The organism is Pseudomonas sp. NPDC090233, from assembly GCF_044772285.1.
In the GTDB taxonomy this organism is placed as follows: Bacteria; Pseudomonadota; Gammaproteobacteria; order Pseudomonadales; family Pseudomonadaceae; genus Aquipseudomonas.
In genome coordinates, this window is the sequence record NZ_JBIVYQ010000001.1 from 224,191 (window position 1) to 241,501 (window position 17,311).

The 17,311-nt window shown below is 65.4% G+C and carries 13 protein-coding genes; 8 read left to right on the forward strand and 5 right to left on the reverse strand.

From position 1 onward, the window contains the following. Nucleotides 1-3 precede the first annotated feature (3 nt). The gene (locus tag ACIQUF_RS01300; protein WP_403127178.1) at nucleotides 4-2,115 is read right to left on the reverse strand and encodes a TonB-dependent receptor family protein; all 2,112 of its coding nucleotides are present in this window, start codon (nucleotides 2,113-2,115) and stop codon (nucleotides 4-6) included. Between the two features lie 289 nt (nucleotides 2,116-2,404). Between ACIQUF_RS01300 and ACIQUF_RS01305 the strand changes: the two genes are divergently transcribed. The 8 genes from ACIQUF_RS01305 (at nucleotide 2,405) to ACIQUF_RS01340 (ending at nucleotide 12,928) form a co-directional block, all read left to right on the forward strand. Beyond that, on the forward strand, nucleotides 2,405-3,649 hold the full coding sequence (locus ACIQUF_RS01305; RefSeq protein WP_403127181.1) for an acyl-CoA dehydrogenase: 1,245 nt from the start codon (nucleotides 2,405-2,407) through the stop codon (nucleotides 3,647-3,649). Nucleotides 3,650-3,663: 14 nt separating this feature from the next. Beyond that, complete coding sequence (locus ACIQUF_RS01310; RefSeq protein ID WP_403127184.1) at nucleotides 3,664-5,034, forward strand: LLM class flavin-dependent oxidoreductase; 1,371 nt, start codon at nucleotides 3,664-3,666, stop codon at nucleotides 5,032-5,034. Continuing rightward, nucleotides 5,016-6,071 (forward strand): NADP(H)-dependent aldo-keto reductase, encoded by a 1,056-nt coding sequence (locus tag ACIQUF_RS01315; RefSeq protein WP_403127188.1) that lies wholly within the window; start codon nucleotides 5,016-5,018, stop codon nucleotides 6,069-6,071. Before ACIQUF_RS01310 ends, ACIQUF_RS01315 begins: the two co-directional genes overlap by 19 nt. A gap of 311 nt (nucleotides 6,072-6,382) precedes the next feature. Beyond that, complete coding sequence (locus tag ACIQUF_RS01320; protein ID WP_403127191.1) at nucleotides 6,383-8,017, forward strand: ABC transporter substrate-binding protein; 1,635 nt, start codon at nucleotides 6,383-6,385, stop codon at nucleotides 8,015-8,017. Next, nucleotides 8,014-9,000, forward strand: coding sequence for an ABC transporter permease (locus ACIQUF_RS01325; protein WP_403127194.1), 987 nt, complete (start codon nucleotides 8,014-8,016; stop codon nucleotides 8,998-9,000). The genes ACIQUF_RS01320 and ACIQUF_RS01325 overlap by 4 nt, the downstream gene beginning before the upstream one ends. Then, complete coding sequence (locus ACIQUF_RS01330; RefSeq protein ID WP_403127197.1) at nucleotides 8,997-9,860, forward strand: ABC transporter permease; 864 nt, start codon at nucleotides 8,997-8,999, stop codon at nucleotides 9,858-9,860. The genes ACIQUF_RS01325 and ACIQUF_RS01330 overlap by 4 nt, the downstream gene beginning before the upstream one ends. Further along, nucleotides 9,857-11,569 carry a dipeptide ABC transporter ATP-binding protein gene (locus ACIQUF_RS01335; protein WP_403127200.1) on the forward strand — a complete coding sequence of 571 codons (1,713 nt, stop codon included), beginning with the start codon at nucleotides 9,857-9,859 and terminating at the stop codon, nucleotides 11,567-11,569. The genes ACIQUF_RS01330 and ACIQUF_RS01335 overlap by 4 nt, the downstream gene beginning before the upstream one ends. Nucleotides 11,570-11,716: 147 nt before the next feature. Beyond that, a complete protein-coding gene (locus tag ACIQUF_RS01340; protein ID WP_403127203.1) occupies nucleotides 11,717-12,928 on the forward strand; it encodes an acyl-CoA dehydrogenase family protein in 1,212 nt (403 codons plus the stop codon). Nucleotides 12,929-13,025: 97 nt separating this feature from the next. Here ACIQUF_RS01340 and sfnR read toward each other — a convergent pair whose 3' ends face one another. The 4 genes from sfnR to ACIQUF_RS01360 form a co-directional block, all read right to left on the reverse strand. Further along, on the reverse strand, nucleotides 13,026-14,126 hold the full coding sequence (gene sfnR, locus ACIQUF_RS01345) for a sigma54-dependent transcriptional activator SfnR (RefSeq protein ID WP_403127206.1): 1,101 nt from the start codon (nucleotides 14,124-14,126) through the stop codon (nucleotides 13,026-13,028). Nucleotides 14,127-14,135: 9 nt separating this feature from the next. Next, nucleotides 14,136-15,323 (reverse strand): acyl-CoA dehydrogenase family protein, encoded by a 1,188-nt coding sequence (locus tag ACIQUF_RS01350; RefSeq protein WP_403127208.1) that lies wholly within the window; start codon nucleotides 15,321-15,323, stop codon nucleotides 14,136-14,138. 9 nt (nucleotides 15,324-15,332) lie between these two features. Then, nucleotides 15,333-15,893, reverse strand: a complete 561-nt coding sequence (gene msuE, locus ACIQUF_RS01355; RefSeq protein ID WP_403127211.1) for an FMN reductase — start codon at nucleotides 15,891-15,893, stop codon at nucleotides 15,333-15,335. A gap of 260 nt (nucleotides 15,894-16,153) precedes the next feature. Continuing rightward, nucleotides 16,154-17,164 carry an ABC transporter substrate-binding protein gene (locus ACIQUF_RS01360; RefSeq protein WP_403127213.1) on the reverse strand — a complete coding sequence of 337 codons (1,011 nt, stop codon included), beginning with the start codon at nucleotides 17,162-17,164 and terminating at the stop codon, nucleotides 16,154-16,156. Between the last annotated feature and the right edge of the window lie 147 nt (nucleotides 17,165-17,311).

Genomic DNA, 17,311 nt, shown 5'->3' on the forward strand with positions numbered 1-17,311 from the left:
TCGCTAGTAACGCACCTCCACCCCAACGTACGCACCCACCCCGTCGCCGGGCCAGAATGCTGCGGTGTCCTGGCCGTTGGCGTTGTACACCGGGGTGATCGCCGTGACGTAGGCCTTGTTGGCCAGGTTCTTCAGGTCCAGCGAAACCTTCCAGTTGCCCTTTGGCGCTTCATAGCCCAGGTTCGCGCCCCAAATGGTGTATGAAGGCGCGTACAGCGTGTTGGCATAGTCCACCGCCGTGCGCGATGCTGACTGCACGTTGACACCGGTGTACCAGCCACTGTGGTCCTGATACTGCAATTCACCCTGGTAGATGTGTTTGGGAACGCCCGGCAGCTGGTTGTCACCGAAGGCGTCGTCATGCCGGTAGTAGAAGTCGTTGTAGGTGTACATCTGGCGCCAGCGCACCAAGTCGCCCTGTGCGTTCTCCCACAGGCGGGTGTTGAGGCCAGCCTCGACGCCCTGGTGGATGGTCGGCGAGGCGTTGAAAGCGCCAGTAACCGCTGCCGCCGTGGAGGTGGCGGGGATCAGTTGCACGTTCAGCAGCTCGTCGTGGATCCACGAGCGGTATAGGGCCAGGCTGCCATCGAAGATGCCGTGCGAACCCTTGATGCCGACTTCGAAGGTGTTGGCTTTCTGTTCCACCAGCGGCCGGATGTAGGGCAGGGCGGGGCCGGACCCTGAGTATTCCCACGAAGCAGGCGGGTCGATGCTGCGGCTGAAGTTGGTGAACAGCTGTAGGTTGGGGCTGAACTCGTAGCGCAGGCCGATGCGTGGGGCGGTGCTCCAGTTGTCGTAGTCCACGTGTTGCGGAAAGTCGGTGGTATTGGCATTCACCGCGTGGTCGATATCGACCTTGCGCCGCACGTTGATGAACGACACGCCGCTGGTGAGCCACAGGTTGTCGATCAGGTTGATGTCGTTGCCCAGGGCGATCACCCGGTCGAACGAGTCCTTGTAGTCGACCTTCTTCAGCGACACCTTGTCGTCGTTGGCCGAATTCACCCCGCCGCGCAGGTGCTGGGTGGAGGTGAAGGCGATGTTGCTGCGGCTTTCATGGCCGAACAGGTAGTCGATGCGGTCGTAGCCCAGCAGCAGGCCGAGGTCGTGCCAGTCCCAGTAACTGGGGTTGCTCGGGCTGCGCGGGCTGTTGGTGTGGCGGTAGTCGTGATACGACAGGCCGACGGTCAGGCGCGCGTCGTCGTCGAAGGTGTAGGTGGTCTTGCTGCCCAGCCAGATGCTGCCCGGGCGGCGCGCACCGGCACCGCTGCTTTCGGCGGTGGCGCTGGCGCGGCGGCTGTGGTGCAGGGCGCCATTGAGGGTAGTGGCGCTGGGGTCGTTGTGGGTTTCGTCGCGGTAGCGCAGCAGCAGGCGGGTTTCCAGTTTCGGGCTGAAGCGGTAGCCGGCGTTGGCGACGATGCCGGAACTCTTCGACAGGCTGTAGTCGCGGTAACCTTCGTTGCGGTAATTGTCGGCTTGCAGGTAGTAGTCCAGGTCGCCTTCGACTCCGCCGTAGCTGATGCTCTGCTTCTGGTAGTGGTAGCTGCCGACCTCGGCGCGCACGCGCAGGCCCGGGGCGCTGTAGCCGCTGTGGTTGACGAAGTTGACCGCGCCGCCGAGGGTCAGCGCACCGTACTGGAAGGCGTTGGCGCCGCGCAGGATCTCGGTGTAGTTGACGCCGCTGGTGTTGAGGAACTCATAGGGCGTGCCGCCGGGGCCGGTCAGCGGCAAGCCGTCGAAGAGGAACTTGATGCCCTCGCGAAAATAGCCCGGCGAGGTGTTGGCGCCGGAGCCGCGGATCGAGATCTTCGCTGCATCGTTGCCACCGGTGGACTGCACGAACACGCCGGGCTGGTAGGCGAGGGTGTCCTGCAGGGTAGCAGTGCGGCCCTTGGCGACTTCTTCGCTGTCGACCACGCTGGTGCCGCCGGGTACTTCGGCCAGGGCGCTGGCCGCTTGCTGCACTTCGGTTTGCTTGTTGCCTTGCACGGTGACCGTGCCAAGGGCCTGGTCAGCCGCCAGTGCCGTGACCGGGGCCAGCAGGGCCGTGGCCACGGTGGCCAGGGCGGCCTGGCGGATCGCCAGGGGCAGTGGATGGGGTTGGCTCGCACGCATCGTCGTATTCCTTGGAAGTCATCGTAGGTCCTCGGCGTTCTATGGGAATAGTCAGGCCTGTCGAAGGGAGTAAGAGCAGTTTCTGTGCCAGGTGGCGAAGGGCCCGTTTTGATAGCCGCTGAAAATCTGTCGGCAAGCACCCGTTGTTGTCACGGCAACACAAGGTGAACACTTTGCGTTGTCTGGCAACTTGGAATAAGGGAAATGCCACGTAAATAGGCGGTTAAAGGCGTGGCATGACAACTGCAATACCCTTTCATCGCCTAGATGGGCCAGAAAGGAAACCACCATGAGCCAACTCCCGATTACCGACACCGAGCTGGATGCGCGTTTCGAGCTCCTATATCGCCGCATCGCCGAGGGCGCGGTAGAACGCGAACAGCAGCGCACCCTGGCCTTCGAGCCGGTGGCCTGGCTGCGCGAGGCAGGCCTCGGCGCGTTGCGCGTGCCACGCAGCCACGGCGGCCTTGGCGCCAGCCTGCCGCAACTGTTGCGCCAATTGGTGCGCCTGGGCCAGGCCGATTCCAACCTGCCGCAGATCTTCCGTGCCCACTTTGGCTTCGTCGAAGGGCGGCTGGCGTCCAACGACGCGGCCTCCCAGGACTACTGGTTCGCCCGTGTGGTGGCTGGAGAGCTGTGGGGCGCGGCCATGGCCGAACGTTCCGACAGCACCGGCAACACCGTGCAACTGAGCGACGCTGAAGACGGCTATCGCCTGGACGGCGAAAAGTACTACTGCACGGGCACGCTGTACGCTGATTGGGTAGCGGCGGTGGCTAACCACGGCGATGACTTCGTCAGCCTTGCGGTGTCCACCCGTGCAGCCGGGGTGGAGCGCATCGACGACTGGGACGGCTTCGGCCAGCGCCTGACTGGCAGCGGTACCACGCGCTTCACCCAGGTGGCGGTACAGCCGCAACACCTGCTGCGCCGCTTCGCCAAGGGTGAACTGCGCGCCGAGTCGTACCTCACGGCGTTCTACCAGGCGGTGCACCTGGCCACCTTGGCCGGCATCGGCCGCGCGGTGCTGGCTGATGCCGTGGCTTTCGTTCAGGGCCGCACGCGTGCATTCGGCGTGCCGGGTCAATCGCAGCCGGCCGAGGACCCACTGGTGCAAGCAGTGGTCGGCCGCCTGGCAAGCCTGGCCTTCGCCGCCGAGGCGCAGGTCACTGCGGTGGGGCAAAGCCTGCAGGCTGTATTCGAAGCCGAGCAGGCCGGCGAGGTGCCCGAGCAGCTGTACACCGACGCAGAAGTTCACGCCTTCCAGGCCCAGCAGATTGTGCTGCCACAGGTACTTGAGGCCAGCACCTTGCTGTTCGAAGTCGGCGGCGCCTCGGCCACCAGCACTGCCCGTCGCCTCGACCGCCACTGGCGCAACGCCCGCACCCTGGCCTCGCACAACCCGGCGATCTACCGCGAACAGGCGTTGGGCAACTACTACCTCAACGGCATCAGCCCGGCCCAGGCCTGGCGCGCCCGCCAGTCTGCAGCCAGCGCAGGGCAGGGCAGTGGCGACGAAGCCAGCGCGGTCTGAACAGGAGCATGACCATGAGCAGTAAACCCAACCAGATGAGCCTGGGCATGAACATCCTCGGCTTCGGCTCGCATGCCGGCGCCTGGCGCCAGGGCGAAGCGGCGATCGATGCCTATATCGACGTCAACTACTACCGCGACATTGCCCGGTTGTCCGAGCGTGGTTGCCTGGATGCGATCTTCCTCGCCGATGGCCCGGCGCTGCCGCCGGATGTTTCAAGCCAGCCTGGCGGGCGCCTGGAACCGACCGTGCTGCTGACTGCGGTGGCCGCAGCCACCGAATACATCGGCGTGATCGCCACCTGTTCCAGCACCTACAACGAGCCGTTCAACCTGGCCCGGCGCATCGCCTCGCTCGACCACATCAGCGGAGGCCGCGCGGCCTGGAACGTGGTAACCAACGCTGGCGACGCCGCCGCGCAGAACTTCGGCCTAGCGGGTGCGCCGCTGCATGTGGACCGCTACGGCCGTGCCGAAGAGTTCGTCGATGTGACCCTGAAACTGTGGGACAGCTGGGAGGACGACGCGGTGATCGGTGACCGTGCCGGTGGTCGCTTTGCCGACCCGCACAAGGTTCATACCCTGGACTTCCAGGGCAAGCATTTTCAGGTCAAAGGGCCGCTCAACCTGCCGCGCTCGCCCCAGGGCCGGCCGGTGCTGGTGCAGGCGGGCTCGTCCGAGGGCGGCAAGTCGCTGGGCTCGCGCTACGCCGATGCGATCTTCACCACCCAGACCACCCTGGCCGACGGGCTGGCGTTCTATCAGGAGATGAAAGCGCGGGCCAAGGCCTGGGGGCGCAACCCGCAGCACTTGAAGATCATGCCTGGCCTGTCGACGGTGATCGGCAGTACCGAAGCCGAAGCGCATGCGCGCTTCGATGAACTCAATGCCTGGCACGGTGAGCATGGCCTATTGCAGCAAGTGGCAGGGCGCATCGGTATCGATGCCAATCAGCTGGACCCGGACGCGCCATTGCCCTGGGCAAAGATTGGCGCGGTGGCAGATTTCGAGCGCGGATCGCACGGCTTCCTGGAAGCCCAGTTGAACCTTGCGCGCAGCGAAAACCTGACCATTCGCCAGCTGTCGCGGCGGATTCTGGTAGGGCACCGGTTGGCAGTGGGTACGCCGGAGCAGGTGGCCGATACTCTCGCAGAATGGTTCCTGGCCGGCGCCGGTGATGGCTTCAACATCATGCCCGACATGTTCCCGTCGGGAGCGCGGGTGTTTGTCGAAGAAGTAGTGCCGTTGCTGCAGAAACGCGGTTTGTTCCGCACCGAATACAGCGGCACGACGTTGCGCGAACACCTGGGGTTGCCCAAGGCAGTGAATCAGTTTGCATCTCAACCCATGACTCAAGGACGCACACCATGCGCTACCGCCAACTAGGCCACACCGATCTGCAAGTCAGCCTGCTCAGCCTCGGCACCATGACCTGGGGCCACCAGAACCGCGAACAGGACGCCCACCAGCAACTGGACGCCGCCATCGCTGCCGGCGTCAACTTCATCGACACCGCCGAGATGTACCCCACCCCCACCAACGCCGAAACCTGGACCACCACCGAGCGCTACCTCGGTAACTGGATCAGAGCCCGTGGCCAGCGCGACAAGCTGGTGCTGGCCAGCAAGATATCAGGCCCCGCCCGCGAGCCCGGCGCCCAGGCGCACATCCGCGATGGCCTGTCACACCACGACCGCAAGAACATCGTCGCCGCCCTGGAAGGCAGCCTGCGCCGCCTGCAGACCGACTACCTGGACCTCTACCAGCTGCACTGGCCGGACCGCAGCAGCAACTTCTTCGGCCTGCGCGAATACCCCTATGTCGACGACCACGCGCAAACCGCCGCCATTGAAGAAACCCTCGCCGTGCTCGACGAGCAGGTCAAGGCCGGCAAGGTTCGCCACATCGGCGTGTCCAACGAAACGCCGTGGGGCGTGGGGCGCTTCCTGCGTCACAGCGAAGACAAAGGGCTGGCTCGCATCGCCAGCATTCAGAACCCCTACAGCCTGCTCAACCGCCAGTACGAACATGGCCTGTCGGAGTTCAGCCACCGCGAAGGCATCAGCCTGCTGGCCTACTCGCCGCTGGCCTTCGGCACGCTGACCGGCAAGTACCTGAACGGCGCGCTGCCCGAAGGCTCACGGCTGTCGTCGGTGTACCGCACCTTCAACCGCTATGACAGCGATGAAGCCAACAGCGCCATCGCCAGTTATGTGCAGATTGCCCGCGAGCACGGGCTGACCCCGGCACAACTGGCTCTGGCCTTCGTCATCCGCAAGCCGTTCGTGGCCAGCGCGATCACCGGGCAGACCACGTTGGCGCAGTTGCAAGAAAACCTCAGTGCGCTTGAGGTGAAGCTCAGCGACGAAGTGCTGGCCAAAATCCAGGCCGTGCACCGCCGCATTCCCAACCCATCGCCGTGAGTTGAATGGCAAGGGCTTCGCCCTTGTTCGCGGGGCAAGCCCGCTCCCACAGGTATTGCAGTGAACCTGTGGGAGCGGGCTTGCCCCGCGAAGAGGCCGAACAGCCGACACAAAAAGTCCTGAAATGACCGGTGTACTTCATTCTCAACCTGTGCAATCCCCTTACAACTGTTCACCTCCCAACACCCTCCCCACACTTTGCCCTCCCACCAGCACCACCCACCCGCCAAACCCCAGCAAAATCAACCCATTAAACCCGGCACAACTCCTGCAACACCCCTCTCAAAGCCCAGTCCCCCGCAGGAGCGCCCTTGAACCGACCCATCCTCCCCCTGATCCCGCTCTGCGCCGCGCTGGCCCTGCTCGGCTGCGAACGCACCGAGCAACAGACGGCGCAATCCACCCAGCCCCTCCACGGCGGCACCCTGGTCTACGCCACCGACCGCGAACCCACCTGCCTCGACCCGCATGTGGCCGGCGACATGCCGCAGGTGTTCGTCGCCCAGCAGTACCTCGACTCGCTGGTGTCGATGGACAGCAATGGCCAGATCGGTCCGTGGCTGGCCTCCAGCTGGGAAGTCTCCGCCGACGGCCTGCGCTACACCTTCCACCTGCGCCGCGACGTGCACTTCACCGATGGCACGCCGTTCAATGCCGAGGCGGTCAAGGCCAACCTCGACCACATGGCCAACCCCAAGACCCAGTCCAGCACCGCTGGCGGCTATATTCGCCAATACCGCGGCACCCAGGTGCTCGACGCCTACACCGCTGAGGTCACCCTGGCGACGCCTTATGCCGCTTTCCTCGAAGTGTTGGCCCAAGGGTTTCTCGGCGTCCAATCGCCGACGGCGCTGGCCCGCAGCCGCGATGAAAACTGCGAAAGCCCGGTCGGCAGCGGGCCGTTCAAGGTCGTGCGTTGGGACCGGCAGAACCAGGTTGAACTGGTGCGCAACCCGGACTACAACTGGGCACCGCCGACGGCGCAACATCAGGGGCCGGCGTACCTCGACCGCATCGTCTGGAAGTTCATCCAGGAACCGTCGGTGCGCTTCGCTTCCTTGCAGGCCGGCGAAGTCGATGTGATCGAAGCGTTGCCGCCGGAGTCGCATGAAGCGGCGCGGCACAACCCGGATGTCGACCTGATCATCGCCCAACGCCCCGGCAACCCCACCAATGGCACCTTCAACCTGCGCCGCGCGCCGTTCGACGACATCCGCGTGCGCGAGGCGCTGGTGCGCAGCGCCGATGTCGATGGCGCGCTCAAGAGCGTGTACTTCGGCGAGTTCCCCCGTGCCGGCGGGCCGCTCAGCGCGGCCACGCCTTTCTATAGCGGCGACTTCGAGCGCAGTCAGGACTACGACCCGACGCGTGCCGCACAACTGCTCGACGATGCCGGCTGGACCGGCCGCGACAGCGAGGGCTACCGGACCAAGGCCGGCCAACGCCTGCGCGCGGTGGTGCTGATCGGCGCGCGCACGCCGCCATCGGAACTGACCCTGTGGGAACAGGTGCAAGCCACCACGCGCCAGGTCGGCATCGAGCTGGTGCTCGACCAGATGAGCGATGCCCAGGTCACCAGCCGCCAGGCCGCCTGGGACTACGACATCCGCATCGGCTATTGGAACACCAACACCCCCGACGTGTTGCGCATCATCTTTAGCAGCGCGTTCGTGCAGCCGGCGGGGGTCGGCGGTTATCACCAGAACTCGTCCGGCTATGCCGACCCAGGCTTCGATGCCTTGCTAGACAGCGCCTTGGCGACCCAGAACGCCGAGCAGCGCCGGGAACACTACTTCCAGGCGCAACAACAGGCGGCGGCGCAGTACCTGCAACTCACCACCTACCCGCAAAGCACGCGCCTCGGCATCTACAAGACCGCCCACGGCGTGCGCCTGGAGCCTTCGCTGGCGGTGACCTACCTCTATGACGCATGGGTGAACAAATGAGCCTGACAACCCTCGCCGTGACCGACCCCCGTCGCGAACGGCTGGCCGCCCTCGGCCGCCGCGCCGCCATCCGTCTGGCCGGTGGCGCGCTGGTGCTGTGGGCGGTGGCGACGCTGACCTTCTTCGCCCTGCGCCTGATGCCGGGCGACCCGGTGCTGGCCATTCTCGGCGGCGCCAGCGGCAACCCTTCCCCGGAGGCCATCGAGGCCGCACGCCAGGAGTTCGGCCTTGACAAGCCGCTGGCGGTGCAATACCTGCTCTACCTCGGGCGCCTGCTGCAAGGCGATCTGGGCATGTCCTACTCGCAGCACCTGCCGGTTACGCGGGTGCTGGCGGAGCAGGGCGGCGCCACCTTCGAGCTGACCGTGGCGGCGTTGGTGCTGGCCTGGCTGTTGGTGTTGTTGCTGACCGTGGTCACCGCCGGCCGTGGCCGATTGGTCGGTGGTGTGGCCTCGTTGCTGGAAACGCTCAGCGCATCGTTGCCGCACTTCTGGCTCGGCGTGGTGCTGCTGGCGGTGTTCGCCTTCGGCCTGCGCTGGTTCCCGCCGGCAGGCAGTGACAGCTTCGCCAGCCTGGTGCTGCCGGCGTTTTCCCTGGCCATTCCGTTGGCAGGTTTCATCGCCCAGGTGACCCGCGAATCGCTGGAGCTGACCCTGGAACAACCCTTCGTGCTCACCGCCCGCACCCGCGGGCTGAGTGACCTGGCGGTGCGCTTCAGACACGCCCTGCGCCACGCGTTGTTGCCGGGCGTGGCGCTGTCGGGTTGGGCCATCGGCGCGCTGATCAGCGGCGCGGTGGTGTGCGAGGTGATCTTTTCCCGCAAGGGCATTGGCCGCCAGCTGTACCAGGCCGTGCAGCTGCAGGACCTGCCGCTGGTGATCGGCATCAGCCTGGTGGTAGCGGCCGGCTACGTGCTGGCGAATATTCTGGTCGACCTGCTGTACCAGTGGATCGACCCTCGGCAACAGGAGGCCGCAGCATGACTGACCTGACCCTGGACCAAACCTTGGTGCCCGTGCGCAGGCAGCGACGCCTGAGTCTGCCACCGCTGGGCGCCAGCCTGGCGATCCTGTTCCTGTTCGCGCTGCTGTTGGCGGCCTTGGCACCAGGCTTGTATACCCGGATCGACCCGCTGGCTATCGTCCCGCGCGAGGCGTTCCAGCCGCCGAGCTGGGCGCATTGGTTGGGCACCGACCAGTCGGGGCGTGACATCTTTGCGCGGATCATCCACGGCGCGCGCCAGAGCCTGCTGATCGGCGTGGCCGCCACGGCCATCTCGATGGCCATCGCCATCACCCTCGGGCTGCTGAGCGGCCTGGGCGGTGCGCGTCTTGACCGGGCCGTGGGCTGGCTGCTGGAGGTGCTGTTCGCATTTCCCAGTCTGGTGCTGGCATTGCTGTTCGTGGCGGTGTTCGGCAGCGGCGTCGGCCCGCTGATCGTCGCCACCGGGCTGGGCGGCGCACCGGGCTACGCACGCATGGTGCGCGGCCAGGTGCTGGCGGTGCGCAACGCCGGCTACATCGAAGCGGCGCGGGCACTGGGGCACCCGACTTCGCGCATCGTCCTGCGCCAGTTGTTGCCCAATGCCATGCGCCCGTTGGTGGTAACGCTGACCATGGGCGTCGGCCAGGCCATTGTCTGGGCTTCGGCGCTGAGCTTCCTCGGCCTGGGTGCACGGCCGCCTGCCCCGGAGTGGGGGACCATGCTGTCGATGGGCCGCGACTTCATCGCCAATGCCTGGTGGCTGACCTTCTTCCCCGGGCTGTTCATTGTCCTCACCACGCTGGCCACCACGGTGACCGGACGCTATATCCAACAACGCCTGGAGGGCCGTCTGCCATGAGCGACAAGACCTTGATCGTCGAGGGGCTGAATGTGGCATTCGACGGCCTTAACGTGGTGCGCGATTTGTCTTTCACCTTGCAACCGGGGCGCTGCGTGGCGCTGGTGGGTGAGTCGGGCTCGGGCAAGAGCGTCAGTGCCCGCAGCCTGGTCGGTCTGGCCGGGCCACGTGCGCAGGTGAGTGCCCGCCAGCTGAGCTTCGGCGGGCATGATCTGCTCGACCTGAATGAGCGCCAGTGGCGCGCGGTACGTGGCAAGGACATAGGCTTCGTGCTGCAGGATGCGCTGGTGTCGCTCGACCCGCTGCGGTCGGTGGGCAAGGAGATTCTCGAAGTGCTGCAGACCCACCAGTACGGCGACCGGCAAACGCGCGCGGCGCGGGTGCATGAGTTGCTGGAACGCGTAGGCGTGCCGGACGTTGCCTTGCGCGCCCGACAGCGCCCGGGGCAGTTGTCCGGTGGCCTGCGCCAGCGCGCGTTGATTGCCAGTGCGTTGGCACTGGACCCTGCACTGGTGATCGCCGACGAGCCGACCACTGCGCTGGATGCAACGGTGCAGGCGCAGATTCTCGAGGTGTTCCAGCAGATCAAGGCCCGTGGCGCGTCGCTGCTGATCATCAGCCACGACCTGGCGGTGGTCGCGCAGCTGGCCGATGAGGTGGTGGTGCTGCGCCACGGCGAGGTGGTGGAGCAAGGCCCGATGCAGCATGTGTTGCGCCAGCCGCAACATCCCTACACCCAGGCGCTGCTGGCGGCAGTGCCGGCCGAGCACCCGCGCGGTAGCCGGCTGTCGCCGGAGCGTGCGGGTGTGAAGCGTGAGCCGAAGCCTCGGCTGAAAAGCGACGTGTTGCTGGAAGGGCGCGGGCTGGGCAAGCGCTACCTGGGCCCGGACGGCCTGCTGCGGCAAGTGGTGACGGGCGTCGATTTTACCCTGCGCGCCGGGCGCACGCTGGGCATCGTCGGCGAGTCGGGTTCGGGCAAGACCACCGTGGCACGTATCGCCCTGGGCCTGCTACAGCCCGACGAAGGTGAAGTGCTGTATCGCGGCCAACCCTGGAATCGCCCGGGCAACGCCGTGGCCGAAGCGCTGCGCAGGCCATTGCGCCGAGACATCAGCGTGATCTATCAAGACCCGCTGGGTTCGTTCGACCCGCGCTGGAGCGTGGCGCAGATCCTCGACGACGCCTTGCAGGTCGCGGGCATTCACGCTGCGGAGCGGCCCGCGCGTATCGCCGTGTTGCTCAACCAAGTGCGCCTGCCGGCAGACCTCGCCCAGCGCCGGCCGCTGCAGTTGTCCGGTGGCCAGCGTCAGCGAGTCGCCATCGCCCGGGCGATTGCCAGCGAACCGAAGCTGATCATCTGCGACGAGCCGGTCTCGGCCCTGGACGTGTCGGTGCAGGCCCAGGTGCTCGACCTGCTCGCCGACCTGCAGGACGAGCTGGGCCTGGCCTACCTGTTCATTTCCCACGACCTCGGGGTGATCCGCCATGTCAGCGATGACGTGCTGGTGATGCGCCACGGCCAGGTGGTGGAGTACGCACCGGTCGAGCAGTTGTTCGAACACCCGGCCCATGAATACACCCGACAGTTGCTGGGCGCGGTACCGCGATTGCCCGGCAGCGGCAGCGAGCTGGTGGTGCCACCACTGGACCTGGAGCACGAAGCCTTCGACCTGTTCGACGAATCACGGCTCTGGAAAATTGCGGTGTGACCTGATTCTCAAGCGTTGCACCTTCCCTGTAGGAGCGGCTTTAGCCGCGATGCAAGCGACGCGGTGGCTGGCACCGGCTTCGCCGGTGTTCGCGGCTGAAGCCGCTTCTACAGGGGGCCGCGCAGAACTTAAAAAAAGGACTGAACCATGACGACTTTCCAACGCTTTCAAACCCAGGCACCTGCCGGCGATATCGCAACCCTCAAAACGCGCATAGTGGCCCTGCTACCCGCCATCGCCGCCGGCGCCGCCCAGCGCGAACGCGACCGCCAGTTGCCCTTTGAAGCCATCGCCCAACTGGCCGCCGCTGGCCTTTACACCGTGCGCATCCCTGCCCAATACGGTGGCCCCGGTGGCACGGTCAGCGATGTGATCGAGCTGCTGCTGCAGGTGGCCGCCGCCGACTCCAACGTCGCCCAGGCCTTGCGCCCCGGTTTTGCCTTTGTCGAAGGGTTGTTGGTGTCGCGCGCCGAAGGGGCCGAGCAAGAGCGCGAGCGCTGGTTCGCCCGCTACCTGGACGGCGTGGTGATCGGCAACGCCGGTTGGGAACTGGGCGGCGCCAACGGCGCCATTGCGGCGCGACTGGTGCGCGAGGGCGCGCACTATCGCGCCAACGGCAGCAAGTTCTACAGCACCGGCGCGCTGTTTGCCGACTACGTCAGTGCAGTGGCCCTGGACGAGGACGAACAGCCGGTGTCGTTCATCCTGCCGCGTGATCGCGAGGGCCTGGAGCTGGTCGACGACTTCGACGCCATGGGCCAGCGCCTGACCGCCAGCGGCACCACGCACCTGCGCAATGTGAAGGTCGAGGCCAGCGACATCCGCACGCGCACCGTGGAGGAGGGCAAGCGCACGCTGGTCACGCCGTTCCTGCAGCTGTTCCTTGGCACCGTGCTGGCCGGCATTGCCCGCAATGCCCTGAACGATGCCAGCCAGTTCGCCCGTGAGCACGCCCGCCCGATCAAGCACAGCACGGCCAGCCGGTCGGTGGATGACCCGTATGTGGAGCTTTCGGTAGGCGATATCGCCGCCCGTGCCTATGGTGCCGAAGCACTGGTACTCAAGGCGGCCGCTACTATCGACAAGGCCTGGGCCGCGCAGTTGGACGAGGCTGCCGTGGAGCAGGCGGCCATCGAAGTGGCGCAGGCGCAGTACCTGGTTGCCGAGCTGGCGCTCAAGGCCGCCGAAACACTGTTCGATGTCGGTGGCGCCTCCACCACCGGCCGCCAGCACAACCTCGACCGGCACTGGCGCAATGCCCGCACGGTGGCCAACCACAACCCGCGCCAGTGGAAGGCGGCGGTGGTCGGCGCGTGGCAACTCAAAGGCACCCGGCCGCCTGTCTCGGGATTGTTTTGACCGCCCAGGCCGGCACGGGCTTCGCCCGAGTTCGCGGCTAAAGCCGCTCCTACTGAGATGGCGGTGAGCCCAGTGGGAGCGGCTTTAGCCGCGAATCTCAGATCGACAACCGCACCAGCCGGTTGTCCACCACCTGCGGCTCCTGCCCCCGTCGCTTGTTCACCACCAGCTCACCAATCGCAATCAACCGCGTACGCGTGACGTTGCGCGACAACCCCAGCAACTGCGCGGTATGCACCTGGTTGTAATGGCAGAAGTGATACGCCGAGCGCAGTAGCGCGTTCTCGACCTTCTCGTACAAGTTCCCAGGCTGTTCCTCGTACAGCCTGCTGAACGCCTGCTGCAGCAGATCTTCCACGGCATTGCTTGTTGGTTCTTCTTCCTGGCGCTCCAGGCGCAGGTTGGACAGGCGCAGGTCCTGGGCCTGCACCAGCCCGTCGCCGCAGGTCAGCAAGCTGTGGTGAATCACGTTCTCCAGCTCGCGAATGTTGCCCGGCCAACTGTAATCGACCAGCTTGGCCTGCGCCTTGGGGCTCAGCTCCACTGGCCCGTAGCCCAGGCGCTCGCTGTAGGTGCGGATGAAGTGCCGGGTCAGGGGCAGGATGTCGCCAGGCCGATCACGCAGCGGGTGCAATTGCAGGGTCACCACATTCAGGCGGTAGTACAGGTCTTCGCGAAAGTGCCCGGCATTGATGGCCTTCTCCAACTGCACGTTGGTCGCTGCCAGCACCCTCACGTTGATCGGGATGCTTTTGCGCGAGCCCAGGCGTACCACCTCGCGCTCCTGCAGCACGCGCAGCAGCTTGACCTGGATCGGCAGCGGCAAGTCGCCGATTTCGTCGAGGAACAGCGTGCCGCCGTTGGCCTCCTCGAACCAGCCAGCCTTGGCCGCCAGGGCGCCGGTAAAGGCGCCTTTTTCATGGCCGAACAGCTCGGCCTCGACCAGCGATTCGGAAAACGCGCCGCAGTTGACCGCGATAAACGGGCCGTTGCGCCGGCCGCTGAGGTTGTGGATATGGCGTGCGACCAGCTCCTTGCCCGTGCCGGTTTCGCCGATGATCAGGACGCTGGCCTCACTGGGGGCGACCTGTTGCAAGTGGGCGAGCAGCGCCTGCGATCTGGGGTCTTCGAAGACCTGTGCGGTCGCCCTGATCGAGGTAGCCAGTGTCGGTGACGGGGGGAGGGTCAGCAGTTGCATGGGCGATCCTTAGGAATAGAAGGATGGGGCAGGGCGCTTGCCGCTGAGGGCCCACTCGCCGAGCTCGTGGATGCGGTAGTCCACCGGGTCGTGCAGGGTCTGTGTCCTCAGGTTGCGCCAGTGGCGATCGAAGCGCAGCGAGGCGTGGGTGGCGCGGGCGCCGGTCACCTCGAACAGGCGGTTGCAGATGTCCAGGCCGTGGCGGGTGGCCGCAACCTTGGCGGTCCCGATGGCGAGGGCCAGGTCACCGCGTTCTTCGGCCGTCAGCGCATGCTCCTTGGCCCAGGCGCTGTCGAGTTGGTGGGCGGCGCGCTCGATCAACAGCCGCACGCTTTCCAGGCCAACCCAGAACTCGCCGTAATGGCGCAGCACGTAAGGGTCCTCGGCGGTGGTGGTGGCGCTGGAACGAAACCACGGCCGGCTCTCCTTGCGGGTGTACTGGCGCGCTTCGTCGAAGGCGCCTTCGGCGATGCCGAGGAACAAGTTGGCGAAATGCAGCTGGGCGATCAGTGGGCGCAGGGCCGCGAACGGGGTGCTCAGTGGGCCGGGGTCGAGCAGCAGCTCGTCATGCTCGACCCGCACCCGCTCGAAGGTGGCGCTGCCGCTGTCGGTCTGGCGCTGGCCGATGTTGTTCCAGTCGTTGTGCAGGGTGATGCCGGTGCGCCCGCTGGGGATCGCGGCGATCAGCAGCTTGCCGCCAGCGCGTTCGTCCAGCGCCGAGGCAATCAGCATTTCCGAGTCGCTGGCGCCGGAGCAGAAACTCTTCTTGCCGGAGAACTCGCACCAGCCATCGAAGTGCTTGACCAGCGTGCGGGTGTCCAGCGGGTTGAGCGCATTGCCCCAGAACCAGTGCTTGCGCGCGGTCTGTTCGAACCACGGCTGCCACTGATCGGGGCGCGAAAACAGGCGCACGGTGGCCAGCATCAGGTGATGGAAGCCGAACACGTGAGCGATGGAGCTGTCGACCCGAGCGAATTCGCGCACCACCTCGAAGGTGTCGTGCCAACTGGCGCCCTGGCCGCCGAAGGTCTGCGGGATCGCCAGCGACAGCAGGCCGCTGGCGCGCAGCGCATCGCGCTCGGCCTTGGGGCTGCCGCCGCGCTCGTCACGTTCGACAGCGGTCTGGGCGAACTGCCCGGCCAGTTCGCGGGCGATGGCCAGGGCAGGGCGTTGGATGGGGGTAACGGATGCATTCATGGCCGCTCCTCAGGCGCTTTTGCGGAGCGCGTGGTGGGCGCCGAACAGGGGCACGGCGCGTTCGGCGGCCAGGCGGATGCGCGCGCTCAGGGCGTCGCTGGAGACCTGGTAGTCGGCGAGTTCCGCTTGGCTGGCGTACACGCCTATCGGCAGAGTTAGGGCCTGGAGGAAGCTGAACAGAGGGCGTAACTGGTGATCGAGCACCAGCGCATGGCGTTCGCTGCCACCGGTAGCGGCCAGCAGCACAGGAGTGTCGACCAGCGCGTCCTGGCCGATCAGGTCGAACAGGTGCTTGAAGTGACCTGGAAAGCTGCCGCGGTAGACCGGCGTGGCCACCACCAGCAGATCGGCCTTCTCCACCAGACGCAGCTGTTGTTCGACGCTGTCGGGCAGTTCGCTGCGCCATAAGGCGCCACCCAATGGGCGGGCGATGTCACCCAGCTCGATCAGGTGCGAGCGGATGTTCAGGTGTTGGCTCAGCTCGGCGAGTATCGCCTCGGTCAGGGCGAGGGTGCGCGAAGGGCGGGCGGTGCCGCCGGACAAGGCAACGACGTTCAGGGGGGCGCTCATGGCAAGTCTCCGGTTGGTTAAGCGGGACTTTGCTGGAGCAATCGTCGTGCCGTTTTTAAATTTCGTTTTGGATCAACAGGTTGCCGATATTTTTTGGCGGCGACCGGTGTTGCCTTGTGGGCGTTGAATGTTGATCATGTGTTGCGCTGCAGACAGTTGGCCAGGTGTTGGCGGCTGTACAGTGGGTTCCGTTATAAAGGTGAATTGCTCCTTTAAAAAGGAATATGAATTCATATTCTTATTCCATAATTGTTATTTTGTTACAGGCTGGCCTCGACCTTCGCCGCGACATCGGCAGGTAGCCAGGCTTTCCATACATCTGGGTTGCTGCGCATGAATGCCTCGGCGGCTGCACCAGGGTCCTGACGTTCCTTGTTCATATTGGCCAGGGCCTTGTTCAGCAGTCCAATCGGCAGGTCGACCTTCTCGAACACGGCCACCAGTTCCGGATAGTCGTTCTTGAACTGCTTGGATACACCAATCGACAACTTGGCTGGCAATGACTGGCTTCCCTTGGGATCCTTGTTACTCGGGTCGGTCAGCGTGGCCCACGCCTGGGCGTCGAACGGGGGCTCCTGCAGCCGTACGAGCTCATGGCGACCGATCAGCGGGGTAGGGCTCCAGTAGTAGAACAGCACGGGTTTCTTGCGGCGGATGGCCGAGTCGATTTCAGCATCCAGCGCGGCGCCTGAGCCGGTGCGGAAGTTGGTGTACAGTCCATCCAGACCGTAGGCTTTGAGCTTCTGGCTGTTGACGATTTCCGAAGTCCAGCCGCTCGGGCTATTGAGGAAGCGCCCCTTGGCCGGCTCTTCAGGGTCCTTGAATACCGAAGCATAGCGTTTGAGGTCTTCGACACTGCGCAGGTCAGGTGCTGGCGCTTTGTCGCCTTTTTCGCCTTTTACCACGTAAGCGGGCACCCACCAGCCTTCTTCAGCGTTCTTCACCGTGTCGCCCAAGGCAAACACCTCGCCCGCCTGTTCGGCCTTGACCCAGGCGGGGCTGCGCCCAGCCCATTCCTCGGCGACCACTTGCAGGTCATTGCGCGCCAGCGCCACTTCCAGGCCTACGGTGCTGCCGGGGAGTGTGTCGGTGGGGTAACCGAAACCTTTTTCGACGATCCGGCGCAGGATCTCGGTGGTCAGGGATCCGCTTTCCCAGGTGAGGGCGCCGAAGTGAATGGGGGCGCGGGCTTCTGCCGATGCCGCACTGTCGGTGCTGGCCAAGCACACGGTAAGCAGCAGGCCGGCCAGCAACGTTGGAATTTTCTTCATCGGGACCTCGAAGGTTGTCATTTCCAAGTGCTGCGCAAGTGTAGTCCACAGCGCAGGAACCGCTTCTGTCTGCACAGGGTACACATGGGCTGCAAGGCTTCGCACCCCGCTCGCATTGCCGGGCCAAGCGTAATGACAGGACTGGAA